This is a genomic window from Arthrobacter saudimassiliensis (assembly GCF_059090665.1).
Map to the genome: position 1 here is coordinate 1,171,680 of NZ_JBNHFX010000001.1, position 20,349 is coordinate 1,192,028.

Here is a 20,349-nt window from a genome sequence, read left to right on the forward strand (position 1 = left end):
TCATCCTGCCAGATGCCCGCTGCCGGGCCCCGCTGCCGCAAGGCGCCGGAAGCGGGTTACCCGCGCCGCGCGAGCGCCTGCAGCAGGGCGGCGGCGGTGCCGGCGCCGTCCACCGTGACCACGAACCGCCGCCCGTTCCGGCGGGTAACCTGCAGCGCTTCCCCGGTGCGCAGCACGACGCCGAAGCGCCCCGGAGCCGAACGCAGTCCCCAGCCGCCGAATTCGCCCATGGGATGCACCGTGACGGCCTCGGCGGAGGCAACATCCTCGGGCGCCACATGGAACCGGGGCAGCCCCGCCACCGAGGTCACCGTCAGGCCCCGGCCGTCCACCCTGACCCGGAACGCCGTGGTGGTGGCCGCGGCTGCCAGCAGCACCAGGGTGACGGCGGTGAGCCCCCAGGCCAGGGCGGGCTCCGCCCACAGCCAGGCAATCACGGTGCCGGCCAGCGCAGCGGTGACCGCCCCGAGGATCAGCAGCAGCCCGGGCAGCGCCAGGGACGCCTCCCGGAACCAGACGGCACGCTCTCCGGCGCCCAGCGGCAGCGGCCGGGCCGGAACGGCGGCCGCGGGCGGCGCCGGAGCGGGCTGCACCGCCCAGGCCAGGACGGCCACCGCCAGCCCGGCGGCCGTGGACGCCAGCAGCGGAAGGCCGATGCCCGGTGCCTGCCGGGCATCCGCGAGGCCCGCCTGCATAAGCTGCCCCCAGGTCAGGACCATGCACAGGAGCACGGTGAACCCGGGCACCAGGGCCCCGAGGAAGCGGTAGCTGGCGCCGCCGTCGCGCAGGCCCGGCAGGGCAGAGGCGACCATCAGCGCCGGCACCAGCGCGCCGAAGACAGCGGTGAGCAGCACCGGAAGCCAGGGCGGGCCGAAGCCGTCCGGGCCGTGGCCGCCCCAGTGCACCGCGACCGGATCCGGCAGCGATCCCAGGACCGCCAGCTGCAGTGCCAGGGCGGCGGCCACGACGACGGCGGGCACGGCCACCGCGACCAGCAGGAAGCGGCAGCGGGCGGAAGCGGTGTCAGCGCTCATGGGCAATCTCCTTCACGTATTCGGCCAGGGTCTCCGGTGACAGTCCGAGCGCGCGCGCCTTCGCCGCCAGCGCCAGCACGTCATCGTGCAGGGCGGCCAGCGGGGCGGCCGCCTCCGTGACCACCGCACCGCGGCCGCGGCGCAGCTCAATCAGTCCTTCGTCGCGCAGCTCCTGGTAGGCCCGCAGCACGGTGTGCACGTTGACGCCGAGCCCCTGGGCCACCTCCCGGGCGGCCGGGAGACGTTCGCCGGGGCGCAGCCGTCCGGCTGCGGCGTCGGCGCGGATAGAGGCCGCCAGCTGCGCGAACAGCGGCTGACCGCTGCCCGGATCCACTCGCATCAACATGGCTTTATTCTACTACAACTAGAACAAATGCAGGATTGAGCAAGATTATCCCGGCCGCCTGTTTCATTTCCCGCGCGGCTGGGCACAGGACAGGTATGGAACACCAGCCGAAGCCGCCGGTACGCGCCGTCCTGTTCGACCGGGACGGCACCCTGGTCTTCGACGTGCCCTACAACTCCGACCCGGAGCTGGTCCGTCCCATCCCGGGAGCGGCCGAAGTGCTCGACCGGCTGCGCGCTGAGGAGGTCCCCACCGGCGTGCTGACCAACCAGTCCGGCATCGCCCGCGGGCTGCTGGACCGCAGCCAGGTGGACGCCGTCAACGCCCGGGTGGAGGAACTGCTGGGGCCCTTTGACCTCTGGGAGATCTGCCCGCACGGTCCCGGCGACGGCTGCCCGTGCCGCAAGCCGGCCCCCGGCATGCTGCTCTCCGCCGCCGACCGGCTGGGCCTGGCACCCGGGGAACTGGGCTTCATCGGCGACATCGGCGCCGACGTCGACGCCGCCCGTGCCGCCGGCGCCCGCGGCGTGCTGGTGCCGACGCCGGTCACCCGCAGCGAGGAGGTCGAGGCCGCCGAGCTGGTGGCCGGCTCCCTCGCCGAAGCCGTGGAACTGCTGCGGGGGCCCGCATGAGCCGGCGGGTGCTCGTGGCCCGGCTGGACAGCGCCGGGGACGTCCTGGTCTCCGGCCCGGCCGTGCGCGCCGTCGCCGCCGCTGCCGACACCGAGGTGCTGCTGCTGTGCGGACCGCAGGGCACCGCCGCGGCGAACCTGCTGCCCGGCGTCGCCGAGGTCTTCACCTGGGCCAGCCCCTGGATCGTGGACCCGGCCCCGCAGGCCACCCCCGAACACCTGGGCACGCTGCTGGACTGGGTGCGCGCCAGGGACATCGACGAGGCCGTGATCCTGACCAGCTTCCACCAGTCCCCGCTGCCGCTGGCGCTGCTGCTGCGCACCGCCGCAGTGGCGAAGATCAGCGGCGCCTCCGTGGACTACGCCGGCTCGCTGCTCGATGTGCGGCTCAAGCCCGGCGAAGACTTCCCCGAGGACCAGCCGGAGGCGGAGCGGGCCCTGCGGATCGCCGCCGCCGCCGGCTACCGGCTGCCCGCCGACGACGACGGCCGGCTCATGGTGCGCGGCATCCCCGATGTCACCGGACTGGTCGGCGACGAACCGTACGTGGTGGTCCATCCCGGCGCGGCCGTGCCGGCCCGGGCCTATCCGCCGCTGCACCACGCCGCCGTCGTCGAACTGCTCACCGGTGCCGGCTACCGGGTGGTGGTCACCGGCGGGCCCGGCGAGACCGACCTGACCGCCACCGTGGCAGGCGTCGCCGGCCTGGACCTGGGCGGACGCACCGACATGCCCACCCTGGCCGGTGTGCTCGCCGGCGCGTCCTGCGTGGTGGTGGGCAACACCGGCCCGGCCCACCTGGCCGCCGCCGTCGGCACGCCGATCGTCAGCCTGTTTTCCCCTGTTGTTCCGGCCGTCCGTTGGGCACCCTACAAGGTGCCGCTGGAACTGCTCGGGGACCAGAACGCCCGGTGCCGCAACAGCCGCGCCCGGGTCTGCCCGGTTCCCGGACATCCCTGCCTGGCCGGGGTGAACCCCGAACAGGTACTGGAGGCCGTCGTCCGGCTCACCACCGGCGTCACGTCACTGCGCACCCGCAGAGAAACGAGGAATGGATGAACATCCTGGTCTGGCACGTCCACGGCGGCTGGATGGAGGCCTTTGTCCGCGGCAGCCACCGCTGCCTGCTGCCCGCCACGCCCGACGGCGGCCCCTGGGGACTGGGCCGCGGCGGCCGGGCCTGGCCCGACAACGCGGTCGAGGTGGCGCCCGGGGACCTGCGCGGCCACGACATCGACGTCGTGGTGCTGCAGCGCCCCGAGGAGATCGCCGAGGTGGAACGGCTGACCGGCCGCCGCCCGGGCCGCGACCTGCCGGCCGTGTTCCTGGAGCACAACACCCCCAAGGACGGCCGCGTCCCCGACAGCCGGCATCCGCTGGCGGACCAAAACGACATCCCGATCATCCACGTGACCCACTTCAACGCCCTGTTCTGGGACACCGGATCCGCTCCGGTCCGGGTCATCGAGCACGGCATTCCGGACCCGGGCCTCCTGTACACCGGCGAGCGGGACCACCTGGGCGTGGTGATCAACGAGCCGGTGCGCCGCTGGCGGGTGACCGGCACCGACCTGCTGCCGCACTTCGCCCGGGCCGGGCACCTGGAAGTGTTCGGCATGGGCGGTGACGGGCTCAACGAGGCCACCGGCCTGGGCCCCGACGAGCTGACCGTGCGCGGGGACCTGTCCGGCGGATCCCTGCACCCGGCCCTGGCCGGCTGCAGGGCCTACGTCCATCCGATGCGCTGGACCTCGCTGGGCCTGTCCCTGCTGGAGGCCATGCACCTCGGGATGCCGGTCATCGCCCTGGACGCCACCGAAGCGGCCCGCGCGGTGCCGCCGGAGGCCGGAGCCGTCTCGGCCAGCGTCGATGAGCTGTGCCGGGCGGCCGCCCGGTTGATCGAGGACCCGGACGAGGCCCGCGCCCGCGGCCGGATCGCCCGCGAGGCGGCCCTGGCCCGGTACGGGCTGCAGCGGTTCCTCACCGACTGGGACAACGTCCTCTCCGACGTCGTTTCCTCCCGTCCCGGCGCCCTGGCGGCCGGGCACCCCGTCACCGATACCGGCATCCTTTCCACGGCCGGTGGAAGGAGCGCCCTGTGAGGATTTCAATGGTTTCCGAGCACGCCAGCCCGCTCGCCGCGCTGGGCGGGGTGGACGCCGGAGGGCAGAACGTGCACGTAGCCGCCCTGTCGCTGGCGCTGGCCCGCCGCGGCCACGAGGTCAGCGTGTACACGCGGCGGGACGATCCGGCGCTGCCGGACCGGGTGGCGGTCGCCGAGGGCCTGGAGGTGGTGCACGTGGATGCCGGCCCCGCCGAGGCGCTGCCCAAGGACACCCTGCTGCCGTACATGGAGGACTTCGCCGCCGGCATCTCCGCCGACTGGGGCGCCAGCCCGCCGGACGTGGTGCACGGGCACTTCTGGATGTCCGGCGTCGCCGCGCTCGACGCCGCCCGCCGGCTGGACGGCCCCGGCTATCCGGTGCCGGTGGTCCAGACCTTCCACGCCCTGGGGTCGGTGAAGAAGCGCCACCAGGGCGCCGAAGACACCAGCCCCTCGGAACGGACCTGGCTGGAACCGTCGGTGGGCCGCAACGCGGACCGGGTGGTGGCCACCTGCTCCGACGAGGTCTTCGAACTCAAGGCCCTGGGCATTCCCGGCAGCCGCATCTCGGTGGTGCCCTGCGGCGTCGACCTGTCCCTGTTCGGGGCCCAGGGGCCGGTGGAGCCGCGCGGACGCGCCCACCGGATCGCCACCATCGGCCGGCTGGTGCCGCGCAAGGGCATGGACCTGGTGATCCGGGCGCTGGCGCTGATGGCCGGGCAGGGCATCGATGACGTCGAGCTGCTGATCGTGGGCGGCGGCAGCGACTCCGCCGGACTGGACCGCGACCCCGAGGCCCGGCGCCTGAAGGCGCTGGCGAAGGAGCTCGGCGTCGAAGACCGGGTGGTGATGCGCGGGCAGGTGCCGCGCGAACAGATGCCCGCCGTGCTGCGCAGCGCCGACGCGGTGGTCTGCGCCCCCTGGTACGAGCCGTTCGGCATCACCCCGCTGGAAGCCATGGCCTGCGGCATCCCCGTGGTCGCCTCCGCCGTCGGCGGCCTGATCGACACCGTGGTCCACGGCAAGACCGGGCTGCACGTGCCGCCCCGGGACCCGGAAGCGCTGGCCGAGGCGCTCGCGGAGCTGCTGGGCCACCCCGCCTACGCCAGGCGCCTGGGCGCCGCCGGCCTGGCCCGCGCCAACGCCCGCTACTCCTGGGACCGGGTGGCCGCGGACACCGAGAAGGCCTATCAGGCCACCGTCACCGCCAGCCCGCGCCGCCGGCTGCAGCCGCTGGGAGGGCAGGCCCTGTGAATCCGCTGAGCATCCACCCCGGCACCACGCCCCCGCCGGCGGCCGTGCCGGCGCAGCCCACGGCGGCGCCGCGCAGCGACGGCCCGGCCCGGGACGCTGTCCGCGAGCACCTCGAACACCTTGTCCCCGCCATCAGCTCCCTTCAGGAGCAGGCCGGGCGGCTCACCGCCTGGGGCGTCGACCTGGCCCGTCGGCTGCGCGCCGGGCACCGCCTGCTGGCGGCGGGCAACGGCGGTTCGGCCGCGGAGGCGCAGCACCTGACCGCCGAGCTGGTCGGACGGTTCGACGGCGAGCGCCGCGCCTTTTCGGCGATCGCCCTGCACGCGGAGACCTCGGCGGTCACCGCCATCGGCAACGACTACGGCTTCGAGGAGCTCTACGCCCGCCAGGTCGCGGCGCACGGCCGGCCGGGCGACGTGCTGGTGCTGCTCTCCACCAGCGGCCGCAGCCCGAACCTGCTGCGCGCCGCCGACGCGGCGCGCACGGCGGGCATCACCACCTGGGCGCTGACCGGCTCGGTCCCGAATCCGCTGACCGAAGCCTGCGACGACCACGTGGCCATCCAGGCCCGGTCCGCCAACGCGCAGGAAGCGCACCTGATCGGCGTCCACATGCTGTGCCGCGCCTTCGACGCGGAGATCGCCCGGCTGGACGCGGAGGCGGCTGCGGCGCCCGGAGCGGCGGAGCCTGACGCCGAACCATCATCATCAGCCGAGTCCGCACAGGAGGCACGGACATGAACATCGTGGTGCTGGGAGACGTGCTCCTGGACATGGACATCGCCGGCGAGGCCCAGCGCCTCTCCCCGGACGCGCCGGTACCCGTCGTCGAAGTGGACGCCGTGCACCGGCGGGCCGGCGGGGCGGGCCTGGTGGCCCGGATGCTGGCCCGGGACGGGCACAGCGTCACCCTGGTGACCGTCCTCTCCGACGATCCGGCCTCCGCGGACCTGCGCGCCGCCCTGGAGGGCATCACGGTCACCGCCGGCCCCTCCGGAGCCCCGACGCCGGTCAAGACCCGGGTGCGGGCCGCCGGACAGGCGGTGGTCCGCTTCGATGAGGGCTGCGCCCCCGCCCCGGTGCCCGAGGCCACCGAGGAGATGCTCGCGGCGCTGAACGCGGCCGAAGCGGTGATCGTGGCCGACTACGGCCGCGGCATCACCGCCGTGCCCGCCCTGCGGCAGGCGGTGCAGCGGCTGGCCGGACGCATTCCGGTGGTCTGGGATCCGCACCCCTCGGGCACGGACCCGGTGTCCGGCGTCGCCGCGGTCACCCCGAACCTCTCCGAGGCACTGCGCGCCGCCGGCGGTTCCGGCAACAGCCTGCCCGCCGCCCTCGGCGCCGCCGAGGAGCTGCTGGGACGCTGGCAGCCCCGCGCCGTCGTCGTCACCCTCGGCGGGCAGGGCGCCCTGGTGCTCTCGGAGGCCGGGCTGCCGCAGGTGGTGCCCGTTCCCGAGGTGGCCACCTCCGATCCGTGCGGGGCCGGGGACCGGTTCGCCGCGTCGCTGATCCTTGAACTGGCCGCCGGGGCCGCCGTGGACGACGCCGCCGCCGAAGCGGCGAAGGCCGCCGCAACGTTCCTCGCCGCCGGCGGCGTGGCCGGTCTCCAGCGGGAGAAGGAACCCGAGCCGCTGCGCGGCGACGCCATGGACGCGCTGCGCGCCGCCGCCCGGACCCGTGAGGCCGGCGGGACCGTGGTGGCCACCGGCGGCTGCTTCGATCTGCTGCACGCCGGGCACGCCCGCACGCTCTCCGCGGCCCGCAGGCTGGGCGACTGCCTGATCGTGTGCCTGAACTCCGACTCCTCCGTGCGCCGGCTCAAGGGCGAGGCGCGGCCGATCATCGGCCAGGAGGACCGCGCCGAACTGCTGCTGGCGCTCGAATGCGTGGACGGGGTGATGATCTTTGACGAGGACACCCCGGAGGCCGCGCTCGAGCGGCTGCGCCCGGACATCTGGGTCAAGGGCGGCGACTACCGCGCCGAGGACCTGCCCGAAACCGCGCTGCTGCGCAGCTGGGGCGGCGACACGGTGACCGTGCCCTACTACCCGGCGCGCTCCACCACCAAGCTTGCGGCGGCCCTGGCCAAGGTCGGCTGACCGGCCGGGTGCTTCCGCGGAACGACCATCGATCCCCTAGGAAAGGAACACAGTGAGCAACACAATGGGCAATCCCGGACGGGTCCTCGTGACCGGCGGAAACTCCGGCCTGGGGGCCGCAGTGGTGCAGGCCGTGACCGCCGCCGGCGGCAGCGCCGTCGTACTGGACCGTGACATCAGCGCCGTCTCCGGCGCCAAGGCCTTCCAGGCCGACGTCGCCGACCGCGCCTCCGTGGAGGCGGCGGTGAAGCAGTCCGCGGAGGAGCTCGGCGGGCTGGACGCCGTGGTGACCGCCGCCGGCATCGACCGCTGCGGCCGGCTGGAGGACGTGCCGGCCGAGGAATGGGAAAAGGTCATCGGCGTGAACCTGATGGGCACCGTCTCGGTGGTCCGCGCGGCGCTGCCGTACCTGAAGGAGAGCCACGGCCGGGCCGTCACGGTGGCGTCCTCGCTGGGCATCAAGGCGGTGTCGGATGCGACCGCGTACTGCGCCTCGAAGTTCGGCGTGGTCGGCTTCAGCCGGGCCCTGGCGGCGGAGACCCGCGGGGAGATCGGCGTGACCACCATGATCCCGGCGGGCATGAAGACGCACTTCTTCGACGACCGCACCGAGCAGTACAAGCCGCAGGACGATTCCCGGCTCAACGATCCGCTGAACGTGGCCAACGCGATTCTGTTCGTGCTGAACCAGCCGAAGGGCTGCGAGGTGCGTGAAATGGTGATCTGCCATGAGGAGGAGGACTCCTGGCCCTAGGCCGGCAGGCCGATCCGGCACAGCAGCATCAAGACGGCAGGGCTCCGCGGACGTTTCCGCGGAGCCCTGCCGCTTTCTGCGCCGAGGAATCCCCGACGTTCCTCCGGCGTCAGCGGGTGATGGCGAGATTGAAGCTGGGACTGCGCAGCGCGGCCATCAGCGCTGCGAAGAGCAGGAAGTAATGCTCCGCGGCGCGGGCGGTGGCGATGCCCCCCAGATCGATCTGCTGCCCGGGAGCCCATCCCAGATCGGCAAGCAGCGCCGACACCAGGCGCTTCGCCTCCGCATGATTGCCGGAGAGGAAGACACTCGTGGGCCCCGACAGGGTTGTCGGGTCCGCACCGATCGGCCCGGGCACCGTATTGAGCGTCTTGACGACCTTCGTGTCCGGCAGGGCCTGCTGCAGCCGCTCCCCCAGACTGGAGTCGGAGTAGATCAGCTCCATCTGCCCGTCCACGGCGTTGCCGATGTCGATCAGGACGCGGCCGGCCAGGTCCCCGCGCAGGGCCGACAGTGCCTCCAGGGAGTGGGCCGCCGCGAGGGCGCTGAGGACGACGCTGCTGCGGGCTATGGCCTCCGGATGTCCGAGCACCGGCCCGGGCAGGCCCTGGGCGCCGTCGGGGTTGCGGGAGCCGAAGACCACGGAATGGCCTGCCCGGAGCAGGCCTCCTCCGAGGGTGCGGGCCATGTGTCCGGTGCCAAGAACAGTGATGTCCATGATGTCCTGCCTGTCCGGCGCCGCGACGCCTGTTATCGTTTGAACTTGAACAAGTTGGACACTAACAGGTGTTTTGAATTCGAACAATAGGAGTGGAGAACGTGGTTGCTGCCCTCACCGCCGAGGAACTTGCCGCCTACTTCGCGCTGCGGCGGGCCGGGGACCTCCTTCAGCGGGCCGTCACCGGCCATCTGAAGCCCTACGGGCTGACCGAGGTGCAGTTCACGGTGCTGGCCCAGCTCCGTGCCGAACCGGAGGGAATCGGCATGGGCGAGCTGGCCAGGGCCCTGGTCGTCTCGAAGGGCGGGCTGACCTACCAGGCAAAGCAGCTGGAGTCGCGGGGCCTGGTCGCCCGGGTCGCCGATCCCCATGACGACCGCGCGGTCCGGATGACCCTCACCGCCGAGGGACGGGCGCTGCTGGACAAGGTGCTGCCGGAGCACATCGCCCAGGTGCGTGAGCTGTTCTTCGATCGGATCGACGCCGCGGCCCTGCACACAGTGCGGACCGCGCTCGAACGCATCGGCTGAGCCGGCACGGCACCATCACTACGACTGCGGCAGGCGGCAGCGTGTGCACCTGCCGTGAGGCGGACCCCGGTGCCGCCTAGACCGGGGCCAGGCCGATCCCCGCGCAGCCCTCGCGCAGCCCCTCCAGGCCGAAGGCCTCCACCGGACCCAGAACTCCGGGCTCCACGTCGTTCCGGTCCCGCAGCTGCTGCGCTGCCCATGCGACGAGTTCTGCGGTAAGGCTGTACGTACCCGGCCCTTCCAACTGCACGGCGGCGAGCGTTGCGCCGGCGGCGTCGGCCACTGTCGCCACCACCTGGGTGCGGGTCCGGGCCCGTTCGGCGGCGTCCGGACCGCCGGGCCGGCCGATCAGCGGGCGGGTCAGGACCTCCAGGGCCCGGCGGCCGCCGGCCGTGCGGGCGGCCGTGCGGGCGGCCGCCTGCGGCAGCGCCAGCAGGGCACTGACCGGCCGGCCCAGGGAAGGAAACCAGCCGTTCCAGACGGTGACCGTGTTCAGGTTCGGGAACCGGGCGGGAAGGAAAAGAACCTCGCTGCCGGACGCCAGGACGGCGGATTTGGTGCGCCCGTCCGCCGTCGGAAAGCGGTGCACCCGGCCGGCCGTCCGCTCCTGGACGAACTCCCCGCGCAGCCAGCGGAGGGAGGGCAGGGTCAGCCCGTCGCGCAGAGTGACCCGGGTGCCCTGGCTGAGCCCGTTCCGGGTTGCGCCGGTGACGAAATAGCCGACGTCGAGGACCCGCCCGGCGTCGCCCGCCTGTCGCGCGGCGAGCGCGCCGGCAAGGATCCCCGGCACATAGTCGTAGCCAAAAGCGGGCAGCAGGACCGCGCCGGTCCTGGCTGCCGTCGCGGCGTACCGCTGCTGCAGGGTGCGGATGAAGCCCACTTCTCCGGTGGTGTCCAGATAGCGTGCGCCGGCCTCGGCTGCTGCAGCGGCGACCGGCAGCCCGAACCGCTCGAAGGGACCCACGGTGCTGATGAGGACGTCACCGTGGCGCAGGAGTCCGCGGACCGCGGCCCGGTCGCCGGCGTCAGCAACCGCCGTGGACAGCCCGCCCCGTTCCTTGGCCAGCGCGTCCAGCGCGGGGGCCCTTCGTCCGACAATCAGCGGCCGGATCCCGCGGGCCAGCAGTGCGTCCAGGACCAGCCCGCCGGTGTATCCGGTCGCGCCGAGCACAACCACTTGTCCGCTCATGCTGCCTCCTCGCCGGGCTGCTTCCATCTGCGCCGACTATATGCCGCCGTCGCCGTCTCCGCCCCTGCGGTGCCTGAAACGGCGTCCAGCGCCTGTTACTGACCGCCCTGTGCAGTGGCCGCACCCGGTGCCAGACTGCTGGTAAAGCGGCGGCACCGGCTGCCGGAACCTTCCCTTCGGAACTCGACGAATGGACGCGAGATGGACGAATACATGATTCTGCTGCCCGATGACGAAGACGCCTGGGAGCGGCTGGACGACGCCGGCCGGCAGGCGGTCTATGACCGGCACGAGGAGTTTGGCCGCCGCCTGGAGGCAGGCGGCCACGTAGTCACCGGCGGCGCCGAGCTGCAGCATTCCCGTTCCGCACGGACCGTCCGGATGGTGGACGGGCGCCCGAGGGTGACGGACGGGCCGCCCACGGATGCGGCGGAACAGCTCAGCGGCTTCTATCTGGTGCAGACGGAGGACCCGGAGGGCCTGGTCGAGGCCTGCGCCCTGCTCGCCGCCGATGCCCCGGTCGAGGTGCGCCCCGTCGCCCGGCAGGAGAACGGACAATAGGCTGACCGGTCCGGGCCCCTGCCGCTGATTCACCCCCGGCAGGGTTGACCGCCGTCACCGCACCGTCAAGGGTGGGTCCATGGAACGCATGCGTGCCGGGGCCCTCAGGCGGCCGCGCATCGGGCCCGCCACCGTGCTGGACCGGGCGTTCTTCGTCTTCGGCGGCGTGGCCGCCGGCTGGTTCGCGGTCCTGCTGCTGGAGGAAAGCCTGAGCTGGCGGCATCTCTGGTTCCTCCTGCTGTTCTGGGCGGCGCTGGCCTACCTGGTGCTGCCCCGGCTGCACCGGATCCTGACCCGCATCTACATTCCCGACTACTTCATGGGCCGTACCCGCACCAGCGACGGCTTGTTCGGCGACGCGGTGAACCTGGCCTTCCGCGGCGGCGAGGGCCCGCTGCGGACGGCGCTGGCGAAGGCCGGCTGGACCTCCGCGGACCCGGTGACGCTGCAGAGCAGCCGACGCATCGTCACCGCCAGCCTGCTGCACCGCAGCTACCCGCAGGCCCCGGTCAGCCCGCTGTTCCTGTTCGACCGGCAGCAGGACTTCGCCTACCAGCAGGAGCTCGACGGCGATCCGCGCCGCCGCCACCACATCCGGTTCTGGCGCTGCCCGGAGGGCTGGAGGCTGCCCGGCGGCACTTCGGTGGACTGGCTGGCCGCAGCCGAGTACGACAGCGCCGTCGGCCTGTCCTTCTTCACCCTGCAGGTCACGCACCGGATCGGGGCGGACATCGACCGGGAGCGGGACCACGTGGTGTCCTCGCTGACCGGCGCCTGCCCGCAGATCACGGTGGACGTGATCCGTGACTTCTCCACCGGGTACCACTCCCGCAACGGCGGCGGCGATTCGTTCGTCACGGACGGGGACCTGCCGATCCTCGACGTCGGCCGCGTTCCCGCCCTGCCGGGCCGCGCCGTCGCGCCGGCGGCCGCAGCCGTACCGCGCCGGCCGCTGCAGACCTCGGTGGGCGCCGCTTTGGTGTTCCTGCGCGCCGCTGCGGCGCTGGTGGTGGCGTGGGCGTTCCTGGTGCAGCCCGATGCCGGGCCGTGGCGTTCCTTCCTGCTGGGCGGGGGGCAGGACGTCGCGGACCTGGGCAGTGCCAACACCATCATCGGACTCGCTTTGGTGGCCTTCGCGTGCGTGGAGGCGGCGCTCGGCGTCGGCATCCTCCGCGGCGGCAACGCGGCGCGGCTGGCGGCCATGTCGCTGAGCGCGGCGGCGATTCTCGGGCAGATCACCGCGGTGTCCGCGGGCGGGCCGGCGGTGTCGCTGGAGACCAACCTGGCCGGCTACTCCCTGGACGTGCTGCTGATCCTGGCCCTGTCCAGCCGACAGGCGCGCCTTTACGCGCTCCACCGCGGGACCGGAAGTCCGGTGCAGGCACGTCCGGACTTGAGGCGGCCTTAGTAGGCTGGTCCGATGATGTCTCTGCCTCCGCCCGTTGTCTCCCTCGCCACCGCCGCCGCATCCGGTGCGCTGACCCTGCTCCGCCCCGCCGACTGGCGACCCGCCGTCCGCCGCGCCTATGTCTGGCTGCCCGGAGCGGCAGTTGCCGGTGGCGTCCTCTGGGCCACCCGGCCGGGGCGGAAGAGCGACGGGAAGGCCGGAGCACCGGCCGCCGGGTTCCCGGCAGGACCGGCAGCCGCAGCCCCGGCACCGGCACCCGGGACCGATGCCGACGGCGCGGAACGCGAACCCCGAAAAGCCCTCGCCGCGCGTGCCCTGGTGTCGGTGACGGCGGCGGTGATCATCACCGCGCTGCAGGCCGGCTTCCTGAAGGTGGACGCTGACATCGAACGCCGGCTGGCCGGCTACGGCCTCCGCCATCCCCGCCGCTGGATGGCGGCGGGAGCAGCCGCCGTCTCACTGGCCCTGGATGTCGTGGGGGATGCTTCGGAGTCGGGCCGCCGGAAGCCCCGGGACTAGGGCCCGGACCGCCCCGGACGTACCGGGGCGGGGGCCTGCCGGGCTCGGACCTGCCGGGATGCGGGCTTACCGGGCCCCGTCTTTGCCCGGCACGGTTGTCACCGCGCCGTGGACGGGGCCGGCACGCCGGTGACCTCGTCGGCAGCCGGGGCGCCGCCGTCGTCGTCGTGACCATGGCCCTCCGCCGGGCCGGTGGCGGTGAACGCGGCGAGCATCGCCTGCCGGTCCAGCTGGCCCTCCCACCGGGCCACCACGAAGGTGGCGACGCAGTTGCCCAGCAGGTTCACCACCACCCGCATCGAGTCCATGAGCCGGTCCGCGCCCAGCAGCAGGGCCACGCCGGCGACCGGGAAGAGGCCGAGCGCGGCCGCCGTCGCCGACAGGGCCAGGAAGGACGAGCCGGGAACCCCGGCCATGCCCTTGGAGGTCAGCAGCAGCACGCCCAGGGCCGCCACCTGCTGTTCCAGGCTGAGGTCGATGTTGAACGCCTGGGCCAGGAAGACGACCGAGATGGACAGGTAGATCGCCGCGCCGTCGAGGTTGAAGGAGTACCCGGTCGGCACCACCAGGCCGGTGGTGGCCCGGGAGCAGCCGGCGTTGGTCAGCTTGGTCATGATCCGGGGCATCACCGACTCCGTGGAGGCCGTGCCCAGGGCGAGCAGGAACTCCTCCCGGGTGTATTTGATGAACTGCCACAGCGGAACATCGGCGAACACGCGGGCGATCACGAACAGGATGCCGATGAACAGCAGGGCGGCGCCGTAGCAGGCGGCGATCAGCTTGGCGTAGGTGCCGAGCGTCGCCAGCCCGTATTCGCCGATGATGAAGGCCATCGCCCCGAATGCGCCGATGGGTGCCAGGCGCATGATCCAGCCCATCACCTTGAAGATGATTTCCAGGGTGGCCTCCATGACCCGCAGCACCGGCTCGCAGGTCTCGCGTCCGAGCACCACGGCCGCGGCGCCGAAGAAGACGGCGAAGAAGAGCACCTGCAGCAGGGAGTTGCTGGCCAGGGCATCGAAGATGCTGACCGGGATGACGTTGAGGAGGAACTCCGACGGCGAGGCCACCTCCGCCGAGGTCTTGGCCTCGAGTTCCGTGGTTTCCAGCGAGTCCGGATCGATGTTCAGGCCGGCTCCGGGCTGGACGAGGTTCGCCACGACCATCCCGAACAGCAGGGCGAAGCTGGAGGCGGCCAGGAAGTACGCCAGGGCCTTGACCCCTACCCGACCCACTGCCTTGACGTCGCTGATGTGGGCGATGCCGGTGACGATGACCAGGAAGATCAGCGGCGCGATGATCATCTTGATCAGCCGGATGAACCCGTCGCCGAGCACTTTGAAGGCGGCCCCGACCTCGGGCCACAGCGTGCCCACGAGGACGCCGAGCACGACGGCCGCCAGCAGCTGCATGAACAGGGACGTGTACCAGCGGGACCGCGGGCGGGTTTGTACGAGACTCATGACGCCACGCTAGGCAGCGGCGGTTTCCGACGCGTTTCCCGCGGGAAACGTTCCCTTTACCGTTCCCGGGCGGCCGTTTCGCCGGAGCGGGCGGGGCCCTGCCCGCCGTCGTCGTCGGGCTCCCAGCGCAGAAGGTCTCCGGGCTGGCAGTCCAGCACCTCGCAGAGCGCTTCAAGGGTAGTGAAGCGCACGGCCTTCGCGCGGCCGTTCTTCAGCACGGCCAGATTGGCCGGGGTGATGCCGATGCGCTCGGCCAGCACGCCCACCGGCATCTTGCGCCGGGCGAGCATGACGTCGATGTCCACGACGATCGGCATCAGATCACCTCGTCGAGCTCGCTGCGCAGGTGGCGCGCCTCGGCGTCGCGCGCCACCGCCTGGGCCAGCAGCGTGCGCATCACCAGCACCACCAGGGCGACGGCGGCGGCCGTCACCGCCGCTCCCCCAATCAGCAGGACGATGCCCGGCGCCACGGCCTCGCCCGGCGCCAGCACGACGCCGAGGGCCACCAGCAGCACCGCGGCGGCCGCCACGGCGCCGATGATGAGGTCCACCCAGCGGAAGGCGTCATGGGAGAAGACCGTGCCGCGGCGGGCCATGGTCAGCAGCCGCCACACGCAGATCAGCGTGAGCTGGAAGCAGACGATGCCCAGCAGCACGATGACGAGGATCGGGATGCGGACGACGCCGGCACCCGCTTCCGCGAGATCGGTGCCCAGCAGCGGGACCATGACCGCCTGGACGAAGACCGTTCCGGCGAGCACCAGGGCCAGCAGGACGTGCAGGGTGAGGATCGTGAGCCGTCCCATGGCTCCTCCTTTGATCGGGTAACGGCCCATATCTATCGAATATCGAGAGGTAGCGCAAGGTGCTGAGGAAACCGCCTCCCTGCGTCGCCCCGTTTCGTCCGGATCCCTCCGGTTTGTCCGGTTTACTCCACTGCGCAGTGGAGGAAACCGGACTAACCGGAGCGGCAGACACGAACCGGAGGGAATCCGGTGGGCCGGCAGGCTGCTGGCCATCCGTCGCGGGGACCGGGACCCGCCGCCGGTCAGGGCGCCGAGTCCACCACGGAGGTGGTCACGGCGGTCCCGGTGAACGTTCCGGCCGGGATACCGTCAACATCCTCCAGCCAGACATTCCGTTCGCCGATCATTTGGCCCGTAGCCGGGTCAATGATGATCTCCTGCCGGGCCTCGTAGCGGCTGCTGGGCATGCCGAGCGACACACCGGTGCGGCCGTCCAGCGTGGCCTGCTCGTCCACGACGGTCAGGCCCGGGATCAGCGCCGCCGCTTCGTACAGGGCGGCCCTCAGGTCCGCGGGAACGATGACGCCTTCGCGGAGGGTATCCGCGATCGTGATAAAGGCTTCCTCGTGCGGGGCATCACCCTTGCCCTGGTCGCGCTGATAGTCGTAGATCATCTCCAGCAGCGCCTTGGGGTCGCGGGGAGCGGTGGCGATCGCGTCCTCCAGCGGCGTGTTGCCGAGTATGCGCGGCCCCGACGCCGGATTGGGATCACTGTGCGGGTACTGCCATCTCCCGCCCGGCCCCCGCCACACCTCGGGTTCCAGCGCCTCCCCGGCCGCTGCCCGATCGGCGGCCTGGCGTTCGGCCTCCTTCCGGGATGCCTCGTCGAAGAACTGGACGGGCCCTCCGTATTCGATGCGCATCACCCATTCCGCGCTTCGATCCGCAGGGACGTAGAGCTGCCGAGCCTGGCTTTCCAACCAGGCGAATTCCTCGCCGGAGGCCGCGCTGGTGAACACGGCATTCACTGCTTCGGTCTCGACCAGAAGGTACTGCCCCGGACCCACCACCGGGTCGGAGGCCTCGATTGTCGTTGCCGCCGCGGCGTTGAGCACCTCGGCGGCCTCCGCCGTCGCACCGGGCTTGTCGCCGGAGCCGACGACGTCGAAGGTCACCACCGAGGCGACGATGGCCGCAGCGGCAGCGGACGCAGCCAGCACCCGCCGCCAGGGCCGGCGGGGCCGCAGCACCCGGCCCCCGCCATGTCCGGCACCGCCGGACCCGCCCGAGCTGTGGGATCCACCCGAGCCGGCAAAGCCGGCGTCGGACTCGGTTGCCACCAGAGCCAGGGAGCGGCGCTCTTCCTCGGCGGCTTTCTTCATGAGCCGTTCGCGGCCGGCGGCGAGGACGGCGGGGGGAACGGTTTCGGCGGTGTTACGCGTGGCGCGGAGCAGGTGTAGTTCGTCCATGATCACTGTCCATTTCATCCAGGAGGGTGAAGCCGAGGTCAGCCCGGAGCTTCCGCCGGGCGCGGTTGATGCGCGAGCGCACGGTGCCGATCGGCACCCCGGTCGCGGTGGCGATGCCCTCATAAGTGAGGTCCGCCCAGGCGTAGAGCAGGATCGCCTCTCGGTCGATGACCGGCAGCGCCACCAGAGCCTGACCGATCCGGGTCCGAGCGCCGTCGGCGTCGGCCCGCGCGTCCACCAGGTCCAGCCCGTCGGCGGTCTCGGTCCGACCGCTGCTGCGGGCCAGCGCCCGCAGCATCCGCGACTCGGCGCGGTGGTGCCGGCGCAGCAGGTTGGTCGCGATGCCGAACAGCCAGGGCCGCACGGCTTCGTCCGGGCCCTCGAAGCTGCCGCGGCGCTCGAAGGCGATCAGGAAGGTCTCCGCCATCACGTCCTCGGCGGCGAAGTCACCGGCCCGCCGGGCGGCGTACCGGTAGATGTCCGGCGCATGCCGGTCGTAGAGTTCCCCAAAAACGGCCGGGCCCCAGCGCGACCGTTCCACCAGCTCTTTGTCTGTGTTCACACCCTGTAATGCCCGTTCACCGGCAAAGGTTCACGGTTTGCCCCCATTTTCTTTTCGCCGTGGCTGCTCCGAGGTCGTTTCCAACGGGCTCAGGCCTTCCTGCGGCTCTCGCACCCCCCGGCCAACCTACCCGCCGCCAGCCCTCCACTTGGCACTCGGCTCCTCCGCTTTGACCGTTTCCTCCAGGCAGAGCCGGAGGAAACGGTCAAAGTGGAGGGAAGCGCCGCAATGTGGAGGGCAGCGGCCCAGGATGTCGCACCGGCCTCGGCGCTGCACACCGGAAGGTTTGGCCATCACCGCGGCCCTCCAGCAGACTGGAGCCGGAACGGGCGGCGTCCGATCAGGTCCCCCGCCCTCGGTACCGGCGGCGAAAGGCATGGCAGATATGCACGAACCCGACTGGGTGCAGCACGCGATCTGGTGGCAGGTGTATCCGCTGGGCTTCACCGGTGCTGAGCAGCAGGCCGTGTCCGAGCCGGCCCGCGCACACCGGCTGCTGGAACTGCTGCCCTGGCTGGACTACGTCGTCGAGCTTGGCGCTTCCGGCCTGGCCCTCGGCCCGATCTTCGCCGCCTAAACGCACGGCTACGACACCACCGACTACTTCCGCATCGATCCGCGGCTGGGCACCGAGGAGGATTTCGACCGGCTGGTCGCCGAGGCGCATCGGCGCGGCCTGCGGATCCTGCTCGACGGCGTGTTCAACCACGTCGGCCGCTCCTTCGAGCCATTTCAACGGGTCCTGACCGAGGGACCCGACGCCGGCACCGCCGCCTGGTTCGACCTCACCTGGCCCGCCGAAGCCGGCCCGGGCACCGAACCCGGCTACCGGGACTTCGAGGGCCACCACCACCTGGTGGCACTGAACCACGCAGAACCGGCGGTGGCGGATTTCGTCGTCGAGGTGATGGATTACTGGCTGGACCGCGGCGCGGACGGCTGGCGGCTGGACGCCGCCTATGCGGTGCCGGCGGCGTTCTGGGCGGAGGTGACCGGCCGGGTCCGCCGTTCCCACCCGGACGCCTACTTCGTGGGCGAGTACATCCACGGCGATTACGCCGCCGAAGTGCAGGCCGGCGCCCTGGACTCGGCGACCCAGTACGAGCTGTGGAAGGCCGTCTGGAGTTCGCTCAACGACGCGAACTTCTGGGAGCTGACCGCCGCACTGGAGCGGCACAACACGTTCCTGGACACGTTCGTGACCTGGACGTTTATCGGCAACCACGATGTCACCCGGATCGCCAGCAGGCTGGAGGATCCGGCCCTGGTGGCGCACGCGCTGGTGATCCTGCTGACCGTCGGCGGGACCCCGGCCGTCTACTACGGTGATGAGCAGGGTTACCGCGGGATCAAGGAGGACCGGGCCGGCGGCGACGACGACATCCGGCCCCGCTTCCCTGCCGCGCCCGAGGAGTTCTCCCCGGTCGGGGCACCGGTGTTTGAGCTGCACCGGCAGCTGATCGGCCTGCGCCGCCGGAATCCTTGGCTGCACACGGCCCGCACCGAGGTACTCGAGCGGTCCAACGAGGTCCTCGCCTATCGGGTGAGTCCACCGGACGGGTCCGGGACGGCCGGGAACGCGGCGGACGACGGCGCGTCGACGCTCGTCGTCGTCCTCAATCTCGCCCATGCTCCCGCCACCGTTCCCGCGGGAGGCAGCAGGGACATTCTGGCGGGGGTCGCCGACCTGGGCCCGGAACGTGGGACCGCGCAGCTGCCGGCCCGCGGCTGGGCGGTGCTGGGCTGATACCGCCGGCCCGCCCCTGCCGGCCCGCCCAACCTCTTAACGCCGGGCACCGCACCGCTCGGACAGCACAAACGACGGCGCCGCCGGACTCTGGAAGTCCGGCGGCGCCGTCGTACGCGTTGCGAAAGAGTGCGGTGTCGCCTTAGAGCTTGGCGGCGACCAGTCCGGTCAGGTCGACCAGGCGGTTGGAGTAGCCCCACTCGTTGTCGTACCAGGCAACGACCTTGACCTGGTTGCCCATCACGCGGGTCAGGCCGGCGTCGAAGATGGCGGAGGCGGGGTCGCCCACGATGTCGGAGGAGACAATCGGATCCTCGGTGTAGGTGAGGATGCCGGCCCAGCGGGGATCCTGCGCGGCCTTGGCGTAGGCGGCGTTGATCTCCTCGACCGTGGCTTCCTTCTCCAGGGTGACGGTCAGGTCGGTGGCCGAACCGGTGGGGACCGGAACCCGGATGGCGAAACCGTCCAGCTTGCCCTCCAGCTCCGGCAGCACCTTGCCGATGGCCTTGGCGGCGCCGGTGGAGGTGGGCACCATGTTCAGGGCGGCGGCGCGGGCGCGGCGCAGGTCCCGGTGCGGGCCGTCCTGCAGGTTCTGGTCCGCGGTGTAGGCGTGCACGGTGGTCATCAGGCCGCGCTCGATGCCTAAGGCGTCGTTGAGGACCTTGGCCACCGGGCCCAGGCAGTTGGTGGTGCAGGAGGCGTTGGAGATGATGTTGTGCTTTTCGGCGTCGTAGTCGCCCTCATTTACGCCCATCACCACGGTGAACACGTCGCCCTTGGCCGGGGCGGAGATCAGGACCTTCTTGGCGCCGGCGGAGATGTGCTTCTCCGCGTCCTCGGCCTTGGTGAAGAAACCGGTGGACTCGATGACGATGTCCACGCTGAGCTCGGCCCAGGGCAGGCTGCCCGGATCGCGCTCCGCGAAGACCTTGATGGTGTGCTCGCCGACCCGCAGGTCGCCGTCCTCGACGCTGACCCTTTCAGCCAGCCGCCCGGCGACGGAGTCGTACTTGAGCAGGTGGGCCAGCTGCTCGGGATCGGCGAGGTCGTTGATCGCCACGACCTCGAATCCTTCACCGTGCTGCAGGGCCGCCCGCAGGTAGTTGCGGCCAATACGACCAAAACCGTTGATGCCGACGCGTACCGTCACTGGGGCCTCCTCGAGACTGTGGGTTCGTAATCCAGCTAATAATTTAGAACCTATATTTAGTACC

22 protein-coding genes and 1 pseudogene are annotated in these 20,349 nt (G+C 71.9%); 13 read left to right on the forward strand and 10 right to left on the reverse strand.

What is annotated here, in order from left to right; all coding sequences use genetic code 11:
• Nucleotides 1-56: 56 nt before the first annotated feature.
• A complete protein-coding gene (locus tag AC5RV6_RS05470; protein WP_494006262.1) occupies nt 57-1,034 on the reverse strand; it encodes a DUF1648 domain-containing protein in 978 nt (325 codons plus the stop codon).
• Complete coding sequence (locus tag AC5RV6_RS05475) at nt 1,024-1,380, reverse strand: GntR family transcriptional regulator (protein ID WP_494006263.1); 357 nt, start codon at nt 1,378-1,380, stop codon at nt 1,024-1,026. Before AC5RV6_RS05475 ends, AC5RV6_RS05470 begins: the two co-directional genes overlap by 11 nt.
• 95 nt (nt 1,381-1,475) lie before the next feature.
• Between AC5RV6_RS05475 and AC5RV6_RS05480 the strand changes: the two genes are divergently transcribed.
• The 7 genes from AC5RV6_RS05480 to AC5RV6_RS05510 all read left to right on the forward strand — a co-directional run bounded on the left by AC5RV6_RS05480 (nt 1,476) and on the right by AC5RV6_RS05510 (nt 8,221).
• Nucleotides 1,476-2,012 carry a D-glycero-alpha-D-manno-heptose-1,7-bisphosphate 7-phosphatase gene (locus tag AC5RV6_RS05480; RefSeq protein WP_494006264.1) on the forward strand — a complete coding sequence of 179 codons (537 nt, stop codon included), beginning with the start codon at nt 1,476-1,478 and terminating at the stop codon, nt 2,010-2,012.
• A complete protein-coding gene (locus AC5RV6_RS05485) occupies nt 2,009-3,070 on the forward strand; it encodes a glycosyltransferase family 9 protein (protein ID WP_494006265.1) in 1,062 nt (353 codons plus the stop codon). Before AC5RV6_RS05480 ends, AC5RV6_RS05485 begins: the two co-directional genes overlap by 4 nt.
• Nucleotides 3,067-4,113 carry a glycosyltransferase gene (locus AC5RV6_RS05490; RefSeq protein WP_494006266.1) on the forward strand — a complete coding sequence of 349 codons (1,047 nt, stop codon included), beginning with the start codon at nt 3,067-3,069 and terminating at the stop codon, nt 4,111-4,113. The genes AC5RV6_RS05485 and AC5RV6_RS05490 overlap by 4 nt, the downstream gene beginning before the upstream one ends.
• The gene (locus AC5RV6_RS05495; RefSeq protein WP_494006267.1) at nt 4,110-5,369 is read left to right on the forward strand and encodes a glycosyltransferase; all 1,260 of its coding nucleotides are present in this window, start codon (nt 4,110-4,112) and stop codon (nt 5,367-5,369) included. The genes AC5RV6_RS05490 and AC5RV6_RS05495 overlap by 4 nt, the downstream gene beginning before the upstream one ends.
• Complete coding sequence (locus AC5RV6_RS05500; RefSeq protein ID WP_494006268.1) at nt 5,366-6,109, forward strand: D-sedoheptulose-7-phosphate isomerase; 744 nt, start codon at nt 5,366-5,368, stop codon at nt 6,107-6,109. The genes AC5RV6_RS05495 and AC5RV6_RS05500 overlap by 4 nt, the downstream gene beginning before the upstream one ends.
• Nucleotides 6,106-7,467 (forward strand): PfkB family carbohydrate kinase, encoded by a 1,362-nt coding sequence (locus tag AC5RV6_RS05505; RefSeq protein WP_494006269.1) that lies wholly within the window; start codon nt 6,106-6,108, stop codon nt 7,465-7,467. The genes AC5RV6_RS05500 and AC5RV6_RS05505 overlap by 4 nt, the downstream gene beginning before the upstream one ends.
• Before the next feature lie 64 nt (nt 7,468-7,531).
• Nucleotides 7,532-8,221: an SDR family oxidoreductase gene (locus tag AC5RV6_RS05510; protein WP_494006631.1), complete on the forward strand. Its 690-nt coding sequence runs from the start codon at nt 7,532-7,534 to the stop codon at nt 8,219-8,221.
• A gap of 109 nt (nt 8,222-8,330) precedes the next feature.
• Here AC5RV6_RS05510 and AC5RV6_RS05515 read toward each other — a convergent pair whose 3' ends face one another.
• Nucleotides 8,331-8,939 carry an NADPH-dependent F420 reductase gene (locus AC5RV6_RS05515; RefSeq protein ID WP_494006270.1) on the reverse strand — a complete coding sequence of 203 codons (609 nt, stop codon included), beginning with the start codon at nt 8,937-8,939 and terminating at the stop codon, nt 8,331-8,333.
• 101 nt (nt 8,940-9,040) lie between these two features.
• Here AC5RV6_RS05515 and AC5RV6_RS05520 point away from each other — a divergent pair, with 101 nt between their 5' ends.
• Complete coding sequence (locus AC5RV6_RS05520; RefSeq protein ID WP_494006271.1) at nt 9,041-9,469, forward strand: MarR family winged helix-turn-helix transcriptional regulator; 429 nt, start codon at nt 9,041-9,043, stop codon at nt 9,467-9,469.
• 76 nt (nt 9,470-9,545) lie between these two features.
• Here AC5RV6_RS05520 and AC5RV6_RS05525 read toward each other — a convergent pair whose 3' ends face one another.
• Nucleotides 9,546-10,658: a saccharopine dehydrogenase family protein gene (locus tag AC5RV6_RS05525; RefSeq protein WP_494006272.1), complete on the reverse strand. Its 1,113-nt coding sequence runs from the start codon at nt 10,656-10,658 to the stop codon at nt 9,546-9,548.
• 201 nt (nt 10,659-10,859) lie between these two features.
• Between AC5RV6_RS05525 and AC5RV6_RS05530 the strand changes: the two genes are divergently transcribed.
• From AC5RV6_RS05530 to AC5RV6_RS05540, 3 genes are all read left to right on the forward strand, one after another.
• Nucleotides 10,860-11,219 carry a YciI family protein gene (locus AC5RV6_RS05530; protein WP_494006273.1) on the forward strand — a complete coding sequence of 120 codons (360 nt, stop codon included), beginning with the start codon at nt 10,860-10,862 and terminating at the stop codon, nt 11,217-11,219.
• A gap of 79 nt (nt 11,220-11,298) precedes the next feature.
• Nucleotides 11,299-12,627: an LssY C-terminal domain-containing protein gene (locus AC5RV6_RS05535; protein ID WP_494006274.1), complete on the forward strand. Its 1,329-nt coding sequence runs from the start codon at nt 11,299-11,301 to the stop codon at nt 12,625-12,627.
• Between the two features lie 12 nt (nt 12,628-12,639).
• Nucleotides 12,640-13,146, forward strand: a complete 507-nt coding sequence (locus tag AC5RV6_RS05540; RefSeq protein ID WP_494006275.1) for a hypothetical protein — start codon at nt 12,640-12,642, stop codon at nt 13,144-13,146.
• Nucleotides 13,147-13,244: 98 nt separating this feature from the next.
• On the opposite strand, the gene AC5RV6_RS05545 is transcribed toward AC5RV6_RS05540, so the two are convergent.
• From AC5RV6_RS05545 to AC5RV6_RS05565, 5 genes are all read right to left on the reverse strand, one after another.
• Nucleotides 13,245-14,609, reverse strand: coding sequence for a cation:dicarboxylate symporter family transporter (locus AC5RV6_RS05545; RefSeq protein WP_494006276.1), 1,365 nt, complete (start codon nt 14,607-14,609; stop codon nt 13,245-13,247).
• 56 nt (nt 14,610-14,665) lie between these two features.
• Nucleotides 14,666-14,926 carry a helix-turn-helix domain-containing protein gene (locus AC5RV6_RS05550; protein WP_494006277.1) on the reverse strand — a complete coding sequence of 87 codons (261 nt, stop codon included), beginning with the start codon at nt 14,924-14,926 and terminating at the stop codon, nt 14,666-14,668.
• Entirely contained in the window at nt 14,926-15,417 is a 492-nt protein-coding gene (locus tag AC5RV6_RS05555) for a DUF2975 domain-containing protein (RefSeq protein ID WP_494006278.1), read from the reverse strand. Before AC5RV6_RS05555 ends, AC5RV6_RS05550 begins: the two co-directional genes overlap by 1 nt.
• Nucleotides 15,418-15,659: 242 nt before the next feature.
• The gene (locus AC5RV6_RS05560; RefSeq protein WP_494006279.1) at nt 15,660-16,826 is read right to left on the reverse strand and encodes a CU044_5270 family protein; all 1,167 of its coding nucleotides are present in this window, start codon (nt 16,824-16,826) and stop codon (nt 15,660-15,662) included.
• Nucleotides 16,792-17,388: an RNA polymerase sigma factor gene (locus AC5RV6_RS05565; protein WP_494006280.1), complete on the reverse strand. Its 597-nt coding sequence runs from the start codon at nt 17,386-17,388 to the stop codon at nt 16,792-16,794. The genes AC5RV6_RS05560 and AC5RV6_RS05565 overlap by 35 nt, the downstream gene beginning before the upstream one ends.
• A gap of 385 nt (nt 17,389-17,773) precedes the next feature.
• Between AC5RV6_RS05565 and AC5RV6_RS05570 the strand changes: the two genes are divergently transcribed.
• Complete coding sequence (locus tag AC5RV6_RS05570; RefSeq protein ID WP_494006281.1) at nt 17,774-17,965, forward strand: hypothetical protein; 192 nt, start codon at nt 17,774-17,776, stop codon at nt 17,963-17,965.
• Between the two features lie 15 nt (nt 17,966-17,980).
• Nucleotides 17,981-19,135, forward strand: a pseudogene (locus AC5RV6_RS05575) (alpha-amylase family glycosyl hydrolase); the annotation flags it as partial.
• Nucleotides 19,136-19,277: 142 nt separating this feature from the next.
• Here AC5RV6_RS05575 and gap read toward each other — a convergent pair.
• Complete coding sequence (gap, locus tag AC5RV6_RS05580; protein WP_494006282.1) at nt 19,278-20,285, reverse strand: type I glyceraldehyde-3-phosphate dehydrogenase; 1,008 nt, start codon at nt 20,283-20,285, stop codon at nt 19,278-19,280.
• Nucleotides 20,286-20,349: the final 64 nt, after the last annotated feature.